At 68.0% G+C, this 19,191-nt stretch carries 17 protein-coding genes and 1 pseudogene; 12 read left to right on the top strand and 6 right to left on the bottom strand.

Features of this window, described 5'->3' with window-relative positions; all coding sequences use genetic code 11:
- Positions 1-20: 20 nt before the first annotated feature.
- From C9J87_RS17340 to C9J87_RS17365, 6 genes and pseudogenes are all read left to right on the top strand, one after another.
- Positions 21-1,406: pseudogene (locus C9J87_RS17340) on the top strand (cytochrome P450); the annotation flags it as partial.
- Positions 1,407-1,408: 2 nt separating this feature from the next.
- Complete coding sequence (locus C9J87_RS17345; protein ID WP_107706149.1) at positions 1,409-2,611, top strand: NAD(P)/FAD-dependent oxidoreductase; 1,203 nt, start codon at positions 1,409-1,411, stop codon at positions 2,609-2,611.
- Positions 2,612-2,795: 184 nt separating this feature from the next.
- On the top strand, positions 2,796-3,869 hold the full coding sequence (locus C9J87_RS17350) for a BtrH N-terminal domain-containing protein (protein ID WP_232820097.1): 1,074 nt from the start codon (positions 2,796-2,798) through the stop codon (positions 3,867-3,869).
- A complete protein-coding gene (locus tag C9J87_RS17355; RefSeq protein WP_107706151.1) occupies positions 3,866-4,399 on the top strand; it encodes a PaaI family thioesterase in 534 nt (177 codons plus the stop codon). Before C9J87_RS17350 ends, C9J87_RS17355 begins: the two co-directional genes overlap by 4 nt.
- A 67-nt stretch (positions 4,400-4,466) precedes the next feature.
- Positions 4,467-5,297, top strand: a complete 831-nt coding sequence (locus C9J87_RS17360) for an SDR family oxidoreductase (protein WP_107706152.1) — start codon at positions 4,467-4,469, stop codon at positions 5,295-5,297.
- A gap of 620 nt (positions 5,298-5,917) precedes the next feature.
- Positions 5,918-6,880: a hypothetical protein gene (locus C9J87_RS17365; protein WP_157953247.1), complete on the top strand. Its 963-nt coding sequence runs from the start codon at positions 5,918-5,920 to the stop codon at positions 6,878-6,880.
- Here C9J87_RS17365 and mobF read toward each other — a convergent pair.
- Entirely contained in the window at positions 6,804-10,178 is a 3,375-nt protein-coding gene (gene mobF / locus C9J87_RS17370) for a MobF family relaxase (protein ID WP_107706154.1), read from the bottom strand. The two genes, C9J87_RS17365 and mobF, sit on opposite strands and share 77 nt — an antisense overlap.
- A 258-nt stretch (positions 10,179-10,436) precedes the next feature.
- On the opposite strand from mobF, the gene C9J87_RS17375 reads away from it, so the two are divergent.
- From C9J87_RS17375 to C9J87_RS17385, 3 genes are all read left to right on the top strand, one after another.
- A complete protein-coding gene (locus C9J87_RS17375) occupies positions 10,437-10,652 on the top strand; it encodes a helix-turn-helix domain-containing protein (protein WP_107706155.1) in 216 nt (71 codons plus the stop codon).
- Between the two features lie 111 nt (positions 10,653-10,763).
- Positions 10,764-11,774: a helix-turn-helix domain-containing protein gene (locus C9J87_RS17380; protein WP_107706156.1), complete on the top strand. Its 1,011-nt coding sequence runs from the start codon at positions 10,764-10,766 to the stop codon at positions 11,772-11,774.
- A 4-nt stretch (positions 11,775-11,778) separates the two neighbouring features.
- Positions 11,779-12,525 (top strand): prevent-host-death protein, encoded by a 747-nt coding sequence (locus tag C9J87_RS17385; RefSeq protein WP_198652391.1) that lies wholly within the window; start codon positions 11,779-11,781, stop codon positions 12,523-12,525.
- A 31-nt stretch (positions 12,526-12,556) separates the two neighbouring features.
- Here the strand turns inward: C9J87_RS17385 and C9J87_RS17390 are convergent, their stop codons facing one another.
- The 5 genes from C9J87_RS17390 to C9J87_RS17410 all read right to left on the bottom strand — a co-directional run bounded on the left by C9J87_RS17390 (position 12,557) and on the right by C9J87_RS17410 (position 16,917).
- A complete protein-coding gene (locus C9J87_RS17390) occupies positions 12,557-13,729 on the bottom strand; it encodes a tyrosine-type recombinase/integrase (RefSeq protein WP_198652392.1) in 1,173 nt (390 codons plus the stop codon).
- A 410-nt stretch (positions 13,730-14,139) separates the two neighbouring features.
- Entirely contained in the window at positions 14,140-14,667 is a 528-nt protein-coding gene (locus C9J87_RS17395) for an NUDIX domain-containing protein (protein ID WP_084622741.1), read from the bottom strand.
- Between the two features lie 77 nt (positions 14,668-14,744).
- Positions 14,745-14,978 (bottom strand): biotin/lipoyl-binding carrier protein, encoded by a 234-nt coding sequence (locus tag C9J87_RS17400; protein ID WP_010831262.1) that lies wholly within the window; start codon positions 14,976-14,978, stop codon positions 14,745-14,747.
- A gap of 54 nt (positions 14,979-15,032) precedes the next feature.
- On the bottom strand, positions 15,033-16,136 hold the full coding sequence (locus C9J87_RS17405) for a hypothetical protein (RefSeq protein ID WP_157953248.1): 1,104 nt from the start codon (positions 16,134-16,136) through the stop codon (positions 15,033-15,035).
- Between the two features lie 10 nt (positions 16,137-16,146).
- The gene (locus C9J87_RS17410) at positions 16,147-16,917 is read right to left on the bottom strand and encodes a carbon-nitrogen hydrolase family protein (RefSeq protein ID WP_010831264.1); all 771 of its coding nucleotides are present in this window, start codon (positions 16,915-16,917) and stop codon (positions 16,147-16,149) included.
- Between the two features lie 45 nt (positions 16,918-16,962).
- On the opposite strand from C9J87_RS17410, the gene mobA reads away from it, so the two are divergent.
- The 3 genes from mobA to C9J87_RS17425 are packed head-to-tail and all read left to right on the top strand — an operon-like array spanning position 16,963 to position 18,915.
- Positions 16,963-17,541, top strand: coding sequence for a molybdenum cofactor guanylyltransferase (mobA, locus tag C9J87_RS17415; protein WP_010831265.1), 579 nt, complete (start codon positions 16,963-16,965; stop codon positions 17,539-17,541).
- A gap of 51 nt (positions 17,542-17,592) precedes the next feature.
- Complete coding sequence (locus C9J87_RS17420) at positions 17,593-17,940, top strand: DUF6457 domain-containing protein (RefSeq protein WP_010831266.1); 348 nt, start codon at positions 17,593-17,595, stop codon at positions 17,938-17,940.
- Between the two features lie 6 nt (positions 17,941-17,946).
- Entirely contained in the window at positions 17,947-18,915 is a 969-nt protein-coding gene (locus C9J87_RS17425) for an NAD(P)H-quinone oxidoreductase (protein ID WP_036489939.1), read from the top strand.
- Positions 18,916-19,191: the final 276 nt, after the last annotated feature.

Here is a 19,191-nt window from a genome sequence, read left to right on the forward strand (position 1 = left end):
GAAGAGAAGGTGGACTGTTGATGTTCAACGTTGCAGAAGAAATTGGCGAGAAGGTCAAGTCGGTCGTCCCGATGGAGTTGCAGATCCGCGGGGCTCATCTCTACGACAAGACCCGTCGCTTCGTGACTCGGACCGATGGGCAGAAGATCTTCGTCGAGCGGCCGATCCCGCCGGTGGACGAGGTCGAGCTCGCCGACATCGACCTGAGCAATCCCTTTCTGTATCGGCAGGGCCGGTGGCAGTCCTACTTCGAGCGGGTGCGCAACGAGGCGCCCGTGCACTACCAGGCCAACAGCCCCTTCGGACCGTTCTGGTCGATCACCCGCCACGCCGACATCATCGCCGTCGACAAGAACCACGAGGCCTTCTCCGCCGAGCCCTTCATCATCATCGGCGAGCCGCCGCGGTTCATGGACATCGCCATGTTCATCGCCATGGACCCGCCGCGACACGACCGACAGCGGGCGGCAGTTCAGGGAGTTGTCGCGCCCAAGAACTTGCGCGAGATGGAAGGCCTGATCCGGTCCCGCGTCAAGGAGGTGCTGGACGAGCTTCCCGTCGACCAACCCTTCAACTGGGTCGACCGGGTCTCCATCGAACTCACGGCGCGCATGCTGGCCACACTGCTCGACTTCCCCTACGAGCAGCGACACAAGCTCGTCGAGTGGTCGGACCTGGCGACCTCGATGGAGCAGGCGAACGGAGGACCTTCGGACAACGACGAGGTCTTCCGCGGCATGGTTGACATGGCGCGCGGTCTCAGCGCGCTGTGGCACGACAAGAAGACTCGCCTCGCCGCAGGGGAGGAGCCGGGCTTCGACCTCATCACCATGCTGCAGAGCAACGAGGACACCAAGGACCTCATCGACCGTCCGATGGAGTTCTTGGGCAACCTGACCTTGCTCATCGTCGGGGGCAACGACACCACGCGAAACTCGATGAGTGGCGGCGTGCTGGCTCTGAACCAGTTCCCCGACCAGTTCGAGAAACTGAAGGCGAACCCCGACCTCATCCCGAACATGGTCTCGGAGATCATCCGGTGGCAGACCCCCCTGGCCTACATGCGCCGGATCGCCAAGAAGGACACCGTCCTCAACGGACAGTTCATCCGCAAGGGCGACAAGCTCGTCATGTGGTACGCCTCGGGCAACCGCGACGAGCGGGTCTTCGAGCGACCCGACGAACTCGTCATCGACCGCAAGAACGCCCGCAACCACATTGCGTTCGGCTTCGGTGTGCATCGATGCATGGGCAACCGCCTGGCCGAGATGCAGCTGCGGATCCTGTGGGAGGAACTGCTGACCCGCTTCGAGAAGATTGAGGTCGTCGACGAGCCGGAGTACGTCCAGTCCAACTTCGTCAGAGGAATCAGCAAGCTCACGGTGCGCCTGACCCCGAAGACCCAGGCATGACGCGGGGGACTGCGCTTGTCGTCGGAGCCAGTCACGCCGGCGCGCAGGTGGTGGCGGGCTTGCGTCAGCAGGGGTGGTCCGGGCGAGTCGTCCTCATCGGCGACGAGGCAGTCCTTCCGTACCACCGGCCGCCGCTGTCGAAGGCTTACCTGTCGGGAAAGAGCGCCATCGGCGAGCTGGCGATCCGGAAGCCGGACTTCTATGCGAAGCAGGAGATCGAGCTGCGAGATGCTCGCGTGGAGTCGATCGAGCGAGCAGAGCGCCGGCTTGTGATGGCTGACGGTCGCAGCTTGTCCTACGACAAGCTCGCGCTGTGCACCGGCGGGCAGGCACGGCGGCTCCCGGTCCCGGGAGCCGATCTCCCGGGCGTCCATTACCTGCGCACGTTTGCCGATGTAGAGCAGATCCGGGAGTCGGCGCAGCCAGGTAAGCGCGCGGTGATCGTGGGCGGCGGCTACATAGGCTTGGAGACCGCAGCGTCCCTCCTTGCGTTGGGCCTGGACGTCACCGTCCTCGAAGCCGCCGAGCGGGTGCTGATGCGGGTCACGGCGCCGGAGGTGTCGGCCTTCTACGAGCGGATCCACCGCGAGGCGGGTGTCACGATCCGCACCGGCGCCCTGGTCGAGGCCATGACCGGCGAAGATCGCGTCCGTGAGGTCCAGCTCGCCGGCGGGGAGCGGCTTCGCGCCGACCTCGTGGTCATCGGCGTGGGGATCGAGCCGAACACCGAGCTGGCCGCGGCCGCAGGCCTTGTCGTTGATGACGGCGTCGTCATCGACGACAACGCCCGCACCAGCGACACCGACATCGTCGCGGCAGGCGACTGCACCAGCCACTGGATGACGCACTACGGGCGCAGGATCCGGTTGGAGTCGGTGCCCAGCGCCGGCGAGCAGGCAAAAGCCGCGGCGGCGACGATGTGCGGCAAGGAGAAGACCATCGCCGCGCTGCCGTGGTTCTGGTCCGACCAGTACGACCTCAAGCTCCAGATCGCCGGCCTGAGCGCCGGGTACGACGAGATCCTGCTCAGCGGCGACCCGACTCGAGACCGCGACTTCACCTGCTTCTACCTGCGTGAGCAGAAGTTGATCGCAGCCGACTGCGTCAACCGACCGCGCGACTTCATGCGAAGCAAGCAGAAGATCACCGAAGGGCTCGAGGTCGATCGCGCCGAGCTGGTGCAGATCGCAGCGGACTGATCTCGTCGGCTCCGCTCAGGCGCGCTGCCACCGCTGATTGATCAACGCTTCCGCATTCGCTCGCTCCACCTGACGGGGAAGGACCTCCGATGCAGAACACGATCGTGAACGTCGCGCTGATCACGGCCGCGGTCGTGCGGCATGAAACAGCCATCCATGGATCGGAGCTGACCGCGTGAGCAGGGTGTTGCTGGACTATCCCCACCGCAGCGCGGGCCATTGCGGGTCGGGCGCGTTGCGCGACCTGGTCGAGTGGGCAGGCCTCGGGTGGGACGGCCCGCCCCAGGAGGGCCTGGTCTTCGCCCTCGGAGGTGGGCTGGGCTTCAGCTACCTTCGTGTCCCTGGAATGGTGCCGCCCGTCTACCTCGTTGGCCGTGGGGGAGATATGGAGCTCGATGTGCTCGGCAGGCTGGGCGCTGCCGTCGAGTTCAAGCAGTCCGATGACCCCATCCTCGGGTGGCAGTGGGTGGTCGACGAGCTCGACGCCGGCAGGCCCGTCATGGTGTGGGCAGACATCGCCAAGCTGCCTTACCTGCGCGTCCGACTCCAGATGAGCCGACATGACATCGTTGTGATCGGCTACGACGACGCCACGAACACCGCCTTCGTCGCTGACAACGACCGCGAGGACATCCAGGAAGTGCCCTACGAAGCGCTTGCCGAGGCTCGCAGCTCGACCGCATTCCCGGTTCCGACGAGACATGCCACCTTCGCGGTCCGCTGGCCAGAGAGCCTGCCGGACCTGGCGGTTACCGCTGCTGAAGCGTTCGCGGCGTCCGCCCATTCCATGCTCACCGGAGGCGACGACTTGGTGGACCTGTCCATCCTGCCGCCCGGAGCATGCGCAGGTTCGGGGCTGGGCGGTGTTCAGGCCTTCGCCGACGACGTCGCAGCGTGGCCGCACGAGCTGAATGCCGCAGACCTGGAGGCAGCACTACGGGTGCTGCCGGTCTTCGTCGACAAGGCAGGAACCGGCGGGGGACTCTTCCGGCTGTTGCAGTCCCAGGGCTGCGCGCAGGTTGCCAAGCTCCTCAGCTCAACCGAAGCTGCAGAAGCAGCCGCGGTGGCAGCAGAGTGCGCGGGCGCGTGGCAGACCCTGGCACGCGCGGCCATCGCTGACGAGTCACTGGCTGCCAGGGCAGCCCGAGTCGCACGCGCGGCCGCAAGCCTTCCTGACCTCGAAAGGAACTTGGTCGCAGCCCTGCAGCAGGCATCTGCGTCGCTGAACGCAACCGGCGAACCTGGGGCGCGGTCGTGACGAGCGTCGAAGAAATCCTGGCGACCTGGCTGGACAAGTTCAAGCCGCACGAAGACGGCGCTCTCCTTCCGCCGCACCACGACCACTGTCTGGCGTGTGGCCCCGACAATCCTCATGGGCATCACCTGGTGGTGCACCGTCGCGGCGAGGAGGTCCATGCGGTCCATGTGTTCGATCAGCGCCACGTAGGTGCTCCCGGGATCGCGCACGGTGGTGCCGTGGCTACGGTTCTCGACGATCTGTTCGGCTTTCTCCTCTACCTCACCGGCGCCCCCGCGGTCACCCGGCAGCTCGAAGTGCGTTACGACTCGCCTGTGCTCCTGGGAGTGGCCTACGAGTTAGTTGCCAAAATCGTTCGTGTAGAGGGACGCAAGCGCTTCGTCGAGGCCGAGATGCGCGACACCTCGGGAGGTTCGGTGGCCTTCGCATCGGCGCTGTTCCTGCGCGTGGACGAAGCCCACTTCAGACAGGGTGCCAGCAACTCTCCGCCCTTGGTCGCACCCGGTGTGAGCGGACAGGCCGCCCCGTGACCGGTAGTTGTCGTTCGCCCTCCAGTTCAACGAGACGCCCACACCCGTGGGCGCAGATTGGGACGTCATGACCTCCAGCTCACTTCGCGGCCAAGTCGTCGTCATCACCGGCGGCGCACGAGGCATCGGCTACGCGACCGCGCGCACGCTCATCGAGCGTGGCGCTCGGGTGGCCATCGGCGACATCGACGAGACGCGCCTGCTCGCAGCGGCAGACGAGCTCGGGCTCGAGGTCACGGGCCGCCTCGACGTGACGGATGCGGAGTCGTTCCGTGCGTTCTACTCGATGGTCTCCGAGCGGCTGGGCACACCCGACGTGCTGATCAACAATGCCGGCATCATGCCCGTCGGGCCGACCCTCGAGGAGCCCGAGGAGGCGGCCCGCCGCATGGTCGACATCAACCTCCACGGCGTCATTACCGGCACCAAGATCGCCCTCGCCTCGATGCTCCCTCGCCGCAATGGACACATCATCAACATCGCGTCGATGGCGGGCGAGGCGTTCGTCCCCGGTGCGGCGACCTACTGCGCCACCAAGGCCGCAGTGATCGCATTCACCGAAGCGGTCCGCCTCGAGCACCGCACCAGCGGGGTCAGTGTCTCCTTGGTGCTGCCCACGTTCACCAACACCGAACTGGTTGCCGGCACCACCGGGCCACGGGGATTCCGCAATGCGGAGCCCGAGGAGATCGCGGACGCGATTGCCGGGCTTCTCGAGAGGCCACGCCCGCGTGCCTACGTCACCAGGGTCATGGGCCAAGTGCTGGCCGCGCAACGCTTCATGCCCCGTTCCGTGGCCGAGGGCCTGGCCCGGCGTCTGGGCGGAGAACAGATGTTCCTGGCGGGCGTGGACACATCAGCGCGCCAAGCCTACGAACAACGCGCCAGGAAATCTTGAGACCAGACCCAAGGCAGCGAAACCTTGGGGAACGAGTCCCAGCGGCGCGTTTGACGGGACGGTGGCCGGGAACGGCACGCGGAGCGTGCCACAGAGGGAACCTGTTGCGACAACGACGCTGGTCGCGGCGTAGAGCCGGAGCTATGTGTCCCGTAAGGGCTGTCCGGGTAACCGTCCCGGGACGCGGGCGTCGTACGGCAGGGACCGACACGGTGCTGGCGTCGATCAGCGGCTCGAGTTGCACCACATCAGGGACTCTCTCCTCACTAGTTCGGCTTCATAGCCATATGGCGCAGATGCGTGTCACGGGATGCCCTCAAGCTGCTCGCGGACTACCGATCGGCCGCCGCGACGGGACCCAAATTGTCCGGTGCTCGAGGTCGGGAACTCGGTCAAAGCCTGAGAGCCGGCGAAGAATCCCTCACGCCCCCAGTGCTGGTTGACACCTACTGTCCACGAGTGACCACGAGTGACTTGAGGACTTGAAATCGCTCTATTGACAGGCATCTGACCGCGGCGCACCTTGGGAGGTAGTTCGCGGCCCAGATGGGTGCTTGTGACCCCACCGCCCCGAACTCGCCGGGTGGACCAGCCACCGGTGAAGGCTCGGGGAGATCGCGATGGGACTGGCAACGAATCTTGGCGTTGACGACGACAGATCGCCGCTGATGGTGGCCGCTCATCGAATCTGGACGCGCTGGTGCGCGGCCGACCCGGAGCTGGCCGTGGTCGAAGACCTGGGCGATCTACCCGCGTGGACGCGGCGTGCCACGGCATCAACGAAGGGCGCGGTCCTCTCGAAGCTCGCGGCCCTGACGGCGTACGACGAAGAAGCCGTGACCGTGCTGGTGTGGCTCCTCATCCCTGGTGCCACCAGGATCGCCGACAACCTGCGCGATCTCCATCCCGACATCGACCGCATGGTGGCTGGACAGTTGTGGCTCGAGGCAGCGCAAGCACACGAGCTGGACGGGGGGAAGGTGGCGGGGAAGATCCTCGGACGTACCCGCCGTGAGGTGGGTGCCGATCTCGGGGTGGGCGATCTCGCCAGGCGACGTGACCGGGTGTGGGCGGAGGCGACCCGAGTCGAGTACGACGCCACAATTGGGTTCGCGCCTGAGGACGACGGATCACAGGGCGACGCGTTCTGGGATCTGACGGGCTTTATGATCGAGGCGATGGACGTGAACGCGATCCACGTCTTCGACGCGGTCCTGTTGGGCGATCTGGCGCGGGTCGCCGCTGAGTTGGACGTCGGTGCGCGTCGTGGGCGGATGGGTTTGACGACGCCGGCGGTGGTCGACGTGGTCGCGGAATGCGTGCACTTGTCCAGCCGAGCGATCCGTCGCCGCGCGTCGGCGGCGCTCGATCGATTGGCCGAGTACGTCAACGTCCGTGACGACGAGGCGAGGTTCTTGGTGTGGCGCGCTCAGCACCCCACCTGCCAGGTGACGGCGGCTGAGGAGATGCACCTCGTGATCAACGAGGACCACGACGCCCACTTCTTCAGAGTCCGAGACCTGCCGCCGGGCGCGTGGGCGCCCGACGTTGCTGCGAATCGTCGACCCGGCGCTGCTGGGTAGCCATCTGCTGCACGCGGTAGGCGAGCGCCTCGACAGTGTGCTCATCGGGGAGGGGCTTCCGCATCGACGTCGCTCGGCGAAGCAGGAGACCGGCGTTCATTCCCGCCCGGTCGAAACCATCGAGCTCCCGTGCCAGGTCGAGAACGTGTGTCCCGCGCAGCTCTGGTCGGCCGATCGACTTCGCGATGCGCTCCTCCCAACCCTGGACGGAGGGCGGGTAGAGATCGTTGATCCGTCGTTGCAGGCGTCGGGCGTAGAAGTGCGCGGCTGGGTCGCTGACGCGGGGACCGAGAAGGCTCCGGTCGTCGTCGAATACACCGTTGGCCGCCCGCCACACCACAACCTCGGCACGGAGGTCTGGTGTGAGCACGTCGTCGAACCTGGCCAGTGGCTCCGGCAGATCCGCGCATCGGCGCACCTGGTCGCCGAGTGAGGCGACGCGATCGGCGCGCGACTCGAGGTACGCCGACCAGTCGCCGTACGCCTGCAGTTCGTCTGGGACACCGGGAAGCCAGGGCAGCGGACCGGCTGTCGACGCCAGCTCATCGGCGGCGTCGCGCCCGAGGAGCCGCTTCGTGGCCATGGTGACGGCATCGGCGTACCGACGTGCGGCGTCGCGGAGCTGGGTCGCGGCACTGGTGGCGTTGGCGAGCTCGGTTGTCGCGGAGACCGCGGAACCGTCGCGGTCGACGACCCGGTCGAGGGTCGCGGCCGCGGTCAGCTGCTCGTCGATCCCGGGCAGAAACTGTTCATCGTCCCGTTCGCTCGCTGCTTGGTCGGTGATGAGGTGCAGGTGGTTCTCGGCCCGAGCGCGGGTCAGCATCGTGTAGAGCAACTGTCGATCTTCGGAGCCGGTGACGATGCCGTGCATGACGTCGGCCGTGCTGCCTTGCGCTGCATGGACGGTGGTCGCGTAGCCGAGCTCGACGTGCGCGGCGACGTACTCCACGGGGAGCACGACCTGCAGGCGCGTACGCAGGTGGCAGGCCCGGATCGAGCCGTCGCCCGCGACTCCGGTGACGGTCCAGCGGTCGCCGTTCTTGACCCAGTCCGTGGCGCTGATGCCGAGGCGACGGTCGTTGTGTCGAGTGAGGATGGTGTCGCCGACGGAGGCTTGGTTCCCGTCCGTCAGCTCGACCTCTCCGGGTGGACGCAAGCCTGCCAGCCGGGACTTCCGCGCAGCGTGGTTGAGCCGTGCGACCAGGTCGCGGGTCGGTGCGAGCATCAGGCACTCACGTCCGGCTGCTTGTTCGGTTGACCAGGCGGCGAGGACGTCGGAGAGGCTGGCGTCGGTGTCGCCGACGTGCACGCGGTCGTGGTCGAGGTAGAAGCCGAGAGCGGCGCGGTCGCCCGCGCGCAGGTCGAGCGACGCGGCGGCTTCGGTGGGGTCGTCGAACCGGACGACCTCCTCAAGTCGCACGGCGCCGTGGGTCGTGGCGAGGTCGCGCAGCACGCCGCCGGCACCCACCGCTGCGAGCTGTCGGTTATCACCGATCAGGCGCACGCGGGCACCGCGATGGGCGCAGGCAGCGATGACTCGATCGAGGGTGAGCGTGTCGGCCATCCCAGCCTCGTCGATGACCACGACCGTGCGCGGACCGATGCGGACCTCTTGGTCCCAGCGGAACGCATGGTCGAGCTTGGCGAGGGTCTCAGTCGCCATTCCGGTCGCCTTGGCAAGTACGGAAGCGGCTGCAGCCGAGGGCGCCAGGCCGACGGCCTCGTAGCCGAGGTCAGCACTGATGATCGCGAATGTATTCATCGCCGTGGTCTTGCCAGATCCAGCCGGCGCGAGCGCCAGAACCACGTGGTGAGGGTCGGAAAGAAGTGCGCGGACGAGTTCGCGCTGGCCGGCGTTGAGCGCGGTTCCGTCGAGCTCGGCCTTCATCAGGGCAAGCTCGACGTCGAGGGAGTCGATGACCTCGACGGATTGGATGGCCGCAGCGTCGACGATGCGCCGCTCGGCAGCGAGCATCCGCTCGCTGGTGAAGTGGTCGGCGCCGGTGTGCCGATAGACGCTGGTGCCATCGGAGCGTTGCAACCCGGCGGGTTCAGCGATCGGGTCGCGGTCCGGAGTCAGGTTCACCAACGATGTCGTCGCGATCTCGACCAGGCGCTCCACGATCTCGGGGACCTGATCTGCCGGAACGTTGATGCCACGCACCTGGCGTTCCGCTTCGGCGTACAGGTGCCAGGACTGCCACGTCGCGCGATGAGCCTCGAGCTCTGCGATCACGCGGGCGGTCGCCTCGCGGAGCCATTGTTCGTCCGCTCGCTGTGGTGCGGAGGTCGTCGGGTTGAGTGCGGCGCAGATCATCATGTCGAGGCCCCGTTGCCCGAGTTCCTGGACGGCCTCGCTTCGCCACGTCGTACGTTGGTCGGCCTCGGATCGTGGCTCGTGCTTGGCGGCGCGGGTCTCGAGGTTGGCGCGTTGTGCAAAGGCGATCTCCTCCTTCGGTGTCGGCAGGCGACCGTGTTTCGCGGCGAACTCGTCGGTGAGTTCTCCGGTGCGGTCCTCGATGTCGTGGCGACGATGCGACCAGCGCCGGCACAGAGTGGGATCGACGCCGTCGATCTCCCGGACGGGTCGCTTGGCGAGCCCCGCCGCTCGGTCGACGAAACGAACGCCGAGCTGCTCTGTGAGGTGGTGCTCGAGTGCGGTGTTGTAGGCCTCGGAGGCGGCGACGGCGTACTGGTGCAGGACGGTGCCGTAGACCGAGAGCCACTTGCCCTGGCGGGTCTGCACCTTGTTGGCGACGGCGACGTGGGTGTGCAGGTCGGGATCGCCGGCGCGCGAGTCACGGTGGACGAACGCGGCCGCGACCAGGCCGCAGGCCTCGACCTGGCGCACGCCGTCGGTCCCCTCGCGCGTGAAGATCGCGTGTTCCTCCAAGAAGGCGAGCGCGTCCGCGACCGCTGCATCGTGTGCCCTCGTGATGGCCTCGGCCACCTCGGGAGGCGCGACCGCCCACAGCGTCGAGACCGACTTCACCGGCGAGAAGGTGAGGTCGAAACCCGCGACAGCATCCGGTCGGTAGGCGCGGCCGAGAGCCGTGCCAGTGACGGGATGGCAGCCCTCCCCGAACAGGTTCTTCATGTGGTCGGCGGTGACCGTGTCGCCGCACGCGAGGTCATCGAGACCGACCAACCCCGAGCCCACCCAGTGGCCGGGTGCCTCACCCTTGGCCGAGTAGTAGTCGCCCAACGGCGTCGAGCCGAGCTCGGTCGAGTCGGCGGCCGCGACCTGGCGGGTCAGGTACTCATACCCCGACCCGGCGGCCAGCTTCTTGAGTGTCATCGTCACATTCCCCAAGGCCGCGGAGGGCGGTCGAGTGGCCACCCCGATTTGGAATGAAAGAGGTGTGTTTCTGGAAACGGTCTGGGGGAGCGTGCGGGATGAGGAACAGGACGGCGCTGGGCGAGTGGAGCTCGGGGCGGGAGACGTTGCGGATCTTGGTGCGGATGAGCGGCAGAGATGGGGTGTCCATGTGGGGACAGGTTTCGGCCTTGAGGGGTGTGGGCGGCCAGTTCGGTCGCTCTGGACCCAGGAGGACCCATGACTTCCACCACCACCGTTCCCCGCCGGCTCGTCTCGTTGGCCGAGGCAGCCGAGATCCTCGCCGTTTCGGTGAAGACCGTTCGTCGCTACATCGCCGCCGGCGAGCTCGATGCCGTTCGGCTCGGGCGCCGGACGATCCGGATCAAGGCCGAGTCGATCGACGCTCTGATCGACGCGCACCCGGTGAATTCGTGGCGGGTGCGGACTTCATGAGGTGCCGGTGGAACGTGGTGTGATCCATCCACCATGGGCCTCTGCGCATACCCGTGAGAGTGTTCGGTGTTCGGTATTGACCGAACACCGAACACCTGCGAACATGGCTCCATGGATGTCAGGGCCGCGGCGCAGGACGCCTTCGCTCAGATTGGAGTGGAGGCGCGTGTTCCCGTTGGCGCACACGCAGCATCCGCTGACCTCACGATCGACCTGGACGGAACCGCGACAGACATCGAGCTGAAGCGTCGATCACTCGTGGACGCGAAAACAGCGGAACGGCTGATCGCTGAGTTCGACGCCTCCCACGGCCTGTTGCTCGTCGTCGGTGACCGCGTCACCGAGGATGCGCGCCGCCACCTCCTCGCAGCCCGCGCCGGCTACTTGGACATGCGAGGCCACCTTGGAATTCGAGCCAACGGCATGCTGATCAACGCCGACGTACCGGGTGCCAAGCAGGAACGCGATCGGGCTGACGCGCTCGCGGGCAAGGTTGGGCTCGAGGTCGCCGCGCACCTCTTGATGTCCCCGAGCCAGCGGGTCGCCGTACGTGCTCTCGCTCGGGACCTCGGTCGATCACCGAGCACCGTTTCGGCGGTTTTGGGCGCGCTACGTCGAGACGGGATCATCGACACCTCCAACACCGTCATCGACACCGCGCTTTTCTGGCGACTGGCGGAGAAGTGGCCGCGGCGGCGCAGCTTCGCAGCGGTTGTCCCTGACGACGCAGACCCGGTGATGACGCAGGCGCTGCGGCTTGGACTCGGAGACTTGAAGGCGCCGGGCTGGGCGCTCTCAGACACCGCCGCTGCCGCGTCCTACGGCGCACCGGTCGCGTTCCGTGCCGGCCAGAAGCTCGACTTCCTCGTGCCCGACGAGTCGGTCCTACGGCGTGCCGTCCGATTGCTCGGCACCGCGGACTCCGCAGAGAGAGCCGCAGTCAGCCTCCGAGTTGCTCCAGTGCCTGTGGCCACACATCGGCGCATCGACCTCGGCGGGCCAGCGGAGTGGCCGCTCGCACACCCGTTGTTCGTTGCACTCGACCTTGCGCAGGACAGCGGCCGCGGGCGAGAGATCCTCGACGCCTGGAATCCCGATGAGAGGTGGACTCGTGTCTGGTAGTCGCGTGACCTTCGTCGGTGACGCAATGGCAGCCGTCATCCAAGGCGTGGCCGAAGTGCGCGACCTGATCGGCGAGACGCCGGTCATCGTCGGCGGCCTCGCGGTGCTGGCGCGCCTCTCGAATCCCTACCGAGCCACCGTCGACCTTGACGTCGTCGATCGCATGCTTGGCGCCACACCACAACTCGAAGTACTCCGGTCGGCACCGGGTGCCGAGTCGGTGGAGCCTGCCGCCGTGCTGCTCCCGACCGCGTTCGGGCCGGTGAGGGTCGATGTCCTCGCGGTGCGGCAGGCCGAGCTCGACCAGCCGAGCGACGACCCGGGCGATCGTCTCCACGCCTCCTCGCATGCGTGGGCCAGTGACACCGCCACCGAGATGCTCATCGAGGTCGTCCGCCGCGATGGCCAACGAGTCGAGGTCATGACCCGCGTCGCCGAGCCGGGGCCGCTCATCGCGATGAAGCTCCAGGCCGTCATGAACCGGTCTGTTGAGAAGCAGGGCACTGACTTGCTGGACATCGTTCGGCTGACACTCGACGACGGAACGCGTTCCACTGCGCTCAGGCAGATCGGAGGCGTGACACCTGCGATCGCCAGCGACGTCGCGCTGCACGTCAACCTGTGGTTCGTCCGGCGACGGCAGCAGGTCCTTCAGTGGATTCGCAACGTCGGCGGAGATGACGTGAGCCTCGATGACATTGACCTCGTCGCGGAGCTGCTTGGCGGGGCAGCAGTCCGCGGAATCGGATAGGTCCCTCGCCGCACTACCTCGGCCGTCGCCTCTATGCCTTTCGAGGCGTCGGGGTTCGAGTTGCCCTTTCAGCGCGAGCGGAGAGTTTCCGGCCCAGCTCGCGATCGCGGTCCTGGGTGCTGTGCTGATAGCGCATCGCCATGGCGGGCGTGCTGTGCCCGAGACGGTGCATCAACTCGGCGATACTCGCGCCCTCCTCGCCCGCCATGCTCGCCCCGGTGTGCCGAAGGTCGTGGAGGTCGAGGTCTTCGCGGCCGGCGACTCGCCGAGCTTCACGCCACCCGAACCCCGGCGTCTGGATATTGCCTTCGGGGTCCAAGACCGCAGCCCGGCCGTTGAGTGTGGATTCAGCAAGGTGTTTCGAGTGATCGCGCTCGGATGAGAACAGCAAGCTGTCCGGGCCAGCCGCTACGTGTTTGTCGAGGTGGGATCGGACAACGGGGATGAGCGCGCCGGGAATGGAGACTACCCGCACACCGGCAGGGGTCTTCGGGTCGCCAACGATGGGTGCCGTGCGTCGCCCCGGTTCCGATTCTCCGGTCTGAGGCCGCACCACCCCACGCCCGACACTGACGGAGCCGAATGCGTCGTCGTCAAACCCCAGCACAACGTCTGATCGCCTGAGTTCGCGTAGTTCTCCGGAGCGGAGGGCACACCACGTAGCCAGCAGGAGCAGGAGCCGTCGCCGTTCCGGCATGGCTTCCACCATGACTGCCAACTCGTCCAGGGTCGCCGGGCGCAACTGCTTGTAGACGCTCTTGACGCCGGCTCCGCGGATGTAGGCCGGGTTGCGAGCGAGCAACTCGTCGTCGATCACGGCCGTGTTGAGGATCGCGCGCAAGGTCGAGTACGAGTCGGCCCGTGCCGCAGGGCCCGTTTCGAGGTTGTCGTACCAAGCGCGCACTGTCGTACGGGTGATCTCGTCCAAGGGCGTATCGCCGAACTCGGGGAAGACGTGGACGCGCAGGTTGGACATGTACTTGTCGCGGGTGGTCGGCCGAAGCGGTTCCCCTTTGCTGCTGCGCCGGTTCTTGATCCACTTCTCGGCGTATTCGCGAAAGGTGGGCAGGCGGGCGGCTTCCTCGGCTCGCTGAGCTTCCTGGAGGCGAGTCTTGGGTGCAGCCCAGGTCTCGGGCTTCTCGAAGTGCCTCTCCCGCTCGGCAATCAGCCAGGCCTCGGCGTCCATCCGCGCGGTGAACGTCACGGGCGCCGGGACCACCTCTCCGGTGGGGCCGGTGTATCTCGCTTGGTAGCGCCCACTGGGAAGGTTTCGGATACTTCCGAAGGTCCGCCTATTCGCTCGCCGTGCCACCATTTCGCCCTCTCAAAGTGCCCCTGCCGTGCCAGATACGTGCCAGATCGTGCCAGATACGTGCCAGATGGGAGTCAGCCCGTGTCGCGATCTGTCCCCTGAGCATACGCCCTCAAAACGCTGTAACCGCAGGTCAGAGGGCTGCCTGAGCACTTGAGTCCGCTTGTGGGCCCTGGTGGCAAATGGGCATAGCGGCTAGTTCAAATCCCACCGCCACCGCCATGTGATGTCTCAGGACATCGACGAGATCCGAACCCACGGACGTGGGTTCGGATCTTGTGGTTTCCGCAGCCCCACGAGGGTCACAGCCCGAGCAACAGGGGGGCGCGTCTCATTGCCTCGAACCCGTCCGGGTCGAGCAGGTCACGCATGAGGCGCGGGAAGGCACGCGGCCCGAAGAGGACCGCCTGTCGCTGGGCTGCCTCGACGTCGTCGAGTGACCACCAGCGCATGTCGAGCACGCCGTCCTCGCAAGGATGGTCAGCGGCGTCCACCAGCGCACCCGCTTCCCTGGTGAAGGCGCTCAACGGCACGACGTAGAAGTGCCCGGTCACACCGGAGTAGCCGTGCGGTTCCATCTCGGGGAACCTGTTCTCCTGCGCCCACACGAGTGCGGGTGCGGTCTGGTCCGTCAGCACGAGGCCGGTCTCCTCGAAGAGCTCACGAGCGAGGGCCTCCACCAGCGATTCCCCGTCCTCGACGCCGCCGCCCGGTCCGACCCACACGGTCGTCTCCTCGTCGATCCGGTGCTGGGCCAGCAGGACCCGTGAGTCGTCGTCGAACACGAGACCACGACAAGAGGCACGCAGAGGCAGGTCGGATTCACTCACGGCGCCACCGTTTCACACCGCGTGGACATGAGGACGGGTCTCTCGGTGCACCGGAAACCTGCCGCTGGCTGTCCGGCTCAGAGCAGGTCGAGCGCGATCAGCGGGTCGCCCTCCTGGACGACGTCGCCGACGGCGACCTTGATCGCCGTGACCCGGCCGGGCCGCTCGGCGAGGACCGGGATCTCCATCTTCATCGACTCGAGCAGGACGACGGTGTCGCCGGCACCGATGGTGTCGCCGACCTCGCAGTCGACGCTGAGGACGTTGGCGACCATCTCGGCGAGGATCTCGGTCGACTTCGTACGGGCCATGGTTCGACGCTAGTGGTTACCGCGGCGTACGAAGTGCTCGGCGAGGCGGGCCGCTCAGAGCTCGGCGAAGCGCGAGGGCTCCGGCCGGTGGGCCTCGGCCTCCTCCGCACGGCGACCACGGCGACCGCGGGGCGCGGTGAGGGCGAGGTCGAGCCGGACGAGGAGATAGCCCAGGAGCAGGCCGAGCACGAGGGAGTAGACCCCACGCAGACCGGCCTCGAGGAACGAGCCGTCGGGATCGAGCAGCCCCTGCGCCAGCGGCACGGTCGCGGTCACGCCGAACGCGCAGACCCACCACCCCTGCCGGCGTCGGGCGCGCTGGAAGCAGCCCCACAGCAGGGCGGGGATGCCGAGGAACACCACCAGCGGCCGCGGGAAGGCGCCGATCCGATCAGCCGTCCAGGCGGCGAAGTCGAGGACGGAGCCGACGACCGACCCGGCGCCGTACCGCCGCAGGAGCTCGCCGTAGGCCAGGGTCAGGACGAGCACGACGACGCCGGCGAACACCGCGATCAGGCCGCGGCGACCGAGCCCGTGGAAGCCCGCCCCGAGGCGGTGCACGAGCGCGAAGACGAGGGCCAGCGCGAGGATGAGGGAGGCGTAGTCGAAGCGCTGGGCGACGACGGTGGGCTCGAAGCCGACGGCGGCGATCGCGGCGAACCCGGACACCAGGGTCGCGATCAAGACCTCGCGGGCGGCCGGCCAGAAGCTGACGGCCGGCACCGTCGCCATCACGGCATAGACCCCGCCGACGACGACGGTGAGCACGGCCGCGCCGGTCTGCAGGGTGGGCCCGCCGACGAGGACGGCGGCCAGGCCGATGACCAGGGCGAGCACGAGCGCGATGCCGGGCCGACCACCGGTGCGGTGGGCCAGCGCCACCGCGAGGACCGTCGAGACGGCGATCGCACCGGCCCCGTCGAGCCACTCGGGACCGACGCCGGCGACCGCGCACGTGAGGGCCGTGAGCCCCGCCAGCAGCACGGCGGCGGCCGCGGCGACGGCGCCGATCATCGGCAGCCGACGAGGCGCCGCTGGCTGGTCGGGTTCGGCGGCGGCCCGCTCGCGCGGCTTCGGAAGCTTCGGGGTGCGTCGTTCCTTCGCCGCCTTCTCCGCGATGCGGCGACCCTTCACGGGACCATTCGACGGCGTGGACACGGCGACGAGGCTACAGCCGGCGGTTGGCGAGGGAGGGGTTGGTCCGCCGCGCCTCGTCGAGCACCGCGCGATCGAGCACGGCATCGACGACGGCCTCGTCCGGCCCGGCTTCGACGAGTACGTCGCCGAGCGGATCGACCACCATGGAGTGCCCGCAGTAGCGCGGAGCGGGCTGGCCGACCGCCACGACGTGGACGGTGTTCTCGATCGCGCGCGCCCGCACGAGGGTGCGCCAGTGGTCGACCTTCCGGTCGCCGGCGACCCAGGCGGCGGGGACGACCAGGGCTTCTGCGCCGGCGTCGACCAGCATCCGGGCCAGCTCGGGGAAGCGCAGGTCGTAGCAGGTCATCAGGCCCAGCCTCGTGCCCGCGACCTCCACCACCCGGGGCGAGATGTCGCCCGCCGTGAGGCGCTCGGACTCGCGGTAGCCGAAGGAGTCGTAGAGGTGGATCTTGCGGTAGGTCGCCTCGGCGGCCCCCCGCACCAGCAGCGTGTTGAACGGCCGGTCCGGGTCCTCGCTCGTCTCGAACATGCCCGCCACGACGGTGGTGTCGAGGCGCTGCGCCAGCGCCTCGACGGACTGCGCGAAGTCGCCGGCCAGCGACTCGGCGTACGACCCGAGGTGTTGGGACGGGTCGCCGAAGTCGCGGGCAAAGGCCTCGGGGAGCACCACCAGGTCGGCGGCCTCCGCGGGCAGCTCGGCCAGGCGGGCGCGGTTGACCGACGGGTCGAGGGCGCTGGCCCACTGCACGAGTCGGACGCGGAGAAGCTGGGAGGTCACTCCCCCAGACTGCCAGCCGGGGGGAGACACTGGGAGGATCCGGGCATGGACTTCGATCTGGACGCAGCCGGCTTCAGCGGCGTGCTGCTCGCCGGCGGCACCGCCGCGCGCATGGACGGGATCGACAAGGCGAGCATCGAGCTGCACGGCCGTTCGCTGCTGGAGATCGGCCTGGACAGCTTCCTCGACGCCGACGAGGTGGTCGTCGTGGGACCGCGGACGGTGCCCACGACCCGCCCGGTGACCTTCACCTGCGAGGACCCGCCGCTGGGCGGTCCGGTCGCCGGGCTGCTGACCGGTTTCGACATGCTGCTGCGCCCGGCGACGCTGGTCGGGGTGCTCGCCGTGGACATGCCCCGCGTCTCGCCCCACACCTTCCGCCGGCTGCGCGAGGCGACCACGGGCCACGACGGGGCGTTCCTCGTCGACCCGAGCGGGCGTCGTCAGCTCTGCGGCGTGGTGACGGCCGAAGCCCTGCGCCGGGTGCGTCCCGACCTCGAGGGACAGCACGGCATGGCGCTGCACCGGCTGCTCGCCGACCTCGACCTGGCCGAGGTCGCCGCCGTCAGCGACGAGGGCCGCGACATCGACACGTGGGCCGACCTCCGCGACCTCGACGACTGACGACACGCTCGCCACTTGCGGCGCGCCCGGTGTTGGCGAGAGATTGGTCGGGTGAACCTCCACGACTGGATCGATGAGCTCTGCGACGTGCTCGATGTCGAGACCGAGGTCGACGAAGGCCTTCTCCTCGACCTGGCGCGCGCAGCGGCGACGAACGTGCAGAAGACGGCGGCTCCCATCACGACCTACCTGCTGGGATACGCGGCCGGCTCGACCGACGCCGACCCCGAGGCCGTGGAGAAGCTCGCCGCCAAGGCGCAGTACCTCTCCGACAACTGGGACCGGCCGGCCGACGCGCCCGACCCGGACGACATCGACGACCCGGTGCCCGACGACTCGGCAGTGGACCACTCCGGAGAACACTTCGAAGAAGACGACGAGACGGACGAGGACGAATAACCCCACATGCGAGCAGTCATCGCCTCCGGTGCCGGAGGCCCTGAAGTCCTGTCCGTGGGTGAGGCACCCGAGCCCACCCTCCGCCCCGGCGAGGTGCTCGTCGACGTCGCCGCCACGGCCGTCAACCGCGCCGACACCCTGCAGCGGATGGGCTTCTACCCCGTCCCCGAGGGGAACTCCGAGATCATCGGCCTCGAGTGCAGCGGCACGATCGCGGCGCTCGGTGACGGAGTCGAGGGCTGGGCCGTCGGCGACGAGGTCTGCGCGCTCCTGACCGGTGGTGGGTACGCCGCTCGCGTGGCCGTCCCCGTCGGGCAGCTGATGCCGGTGCCGGCGGGAGTCTCGCTGGTCGACGCCGCCGCGCTGCCCGAGGTCGCCTGCACCGTGTGGTCCAACGTCTTCATGGTGGCCGGGCTGCAGCTGAGCGAGAAGTTCCTCGTCCACGGTGGAGCCGGCGGGATCGGCACGATGGCGATCCAGCTCGCGACGGCACTGTCGGCGAAGGTCTTCGCCACGGCCGGGTCGGCGGAGAAGGTGGCCGCGTGCGCCGAGCTCGGCGCGGACGTGCCGATCAATTACCGCGAGGAGGACTTCGTCGCCGTGCTCAACGCCGTCGGCGGAGCCGACGTCATCCTCGACAACATGGGTGCGAAGTACCTCGCCCGCAACGTCGACGCCCTCGCCACGTCAGGTCGGCTCGTGATCATCGGCATGCAGGGCGGGACGAAGGCCGAGCTCGACATCAACGCCCTGCTGCGCAAGCGCGGCGCCGTCATCGCCACGACACTGCGGGCGCGACCGGCCGAGGAGAAGGCCGCCATCTGCGCGGAGGTCGTCGAGCACGTGTGGCCCCTCGTGGCGGAAGGCGTCGTGGTGCCCGTCATCCACGAGCGGCTGCCGCTCGAGGAGGTCCAGGCCGCACACCGCCTGATGGAGGACAGCGGGCACATCGGCAAGATCGTGCTCACGCTCTGAGTCGTTGTGCCGGGTCAGGGCGTGTCTCTCGATCCTCGGCCGTCGCGAGCGTCGTCCGGGGCATGCGTTGGCAAGGCGGAGGAGGGAGACATGGCGGAGCCATGGCGACTGACGACAACGCAGCCAGCGTGCGTGCCGGGCGGCGCGCAGCAGGCCATGGGATTGAGAGACACGCCCTAGGTGTTCTGTCCACGGAGGTTAGGCAGCGGCTCTAGACACAGGTGAAGGCCTCCGGGTGAGGTGTGGAGCAGCGACGCATCTCACCGAACCGGAGGC

This window comes from Nocardioides allogilvus (genome assembly GCF_003047285.1).
Taxonomy (GTDB): Bacteria; Actinomycetota; Actinomycetes; order Propionibacteriales; family Nocardioidaceae; genus Nocardioides; species Nocardioides allogilvus.

Bases quoted from the DNA above. Each gene is read 5' to 3' on its own strand.
- C9J87_RS17345 (WP_107706149.1), top strand. From the start codon at position 1,409: ATGACGCGGGGGACTGCGCTTGTCGTCGGAGCCAGTCACGCCGGCGCG.
- C9J87_RS17360 (WP_107706152.1), top strand. From the start codon at position 4,467: ATGACCTCCAGCTCACTTCGCGGCCAAGTCGTCGTCATCACCGGCGGC.
- C9J87_RS17365 (WP_157953247.1), top strand. From the start codon at position 5,918: ATGGGACTGGCAACGAATCTTGGCGTTGACGACGACAGATCGCCGCTG.
- mobF (WP_107706154.1), bottom strand. From the start codon at position 10,178: ATGACACTCAAGAAGCTGGCCGCCGGGTCGGGGTATGAGTACCTGACC.
- C9J87_RS17375 (WP_107706155.1), top strand. From the start codon at position 10,437: ATGACTTCCACCACCACCGTTCCCCGCCGGCTCGTCTCGTTGGCCGAG.
- C9J87_RS17380 (WP_107706156.1), top strand. From the start codon at position 10,764: ATGGATGTCAGGGCCGCGGCGCAGGACGCCTTCGCTCAGATTGGAGTG.
- C9J87_RS17400 (WP_010831262.1), bottom strand. From the start codon at position 14,978: ATGGCCCGTACGAAGTCGACCGAGATCCTCGCCGAGATGGTCGCCAAC.
- mobA (WP_010831265.1), top strand. From the start codon at position 16,963: ATGGACTTCGATCTGGACGCAGCCGGCTTCAGCGGCGTGCTGCTCGCC.
- C9J87_RS17425 (WP_036489939.1), top strand. From the start codon at position 17,947: ATGCGAGCAGTCATCGCCTCCGGTGCCGGAGGCCCTGAAGTCCTGTCC.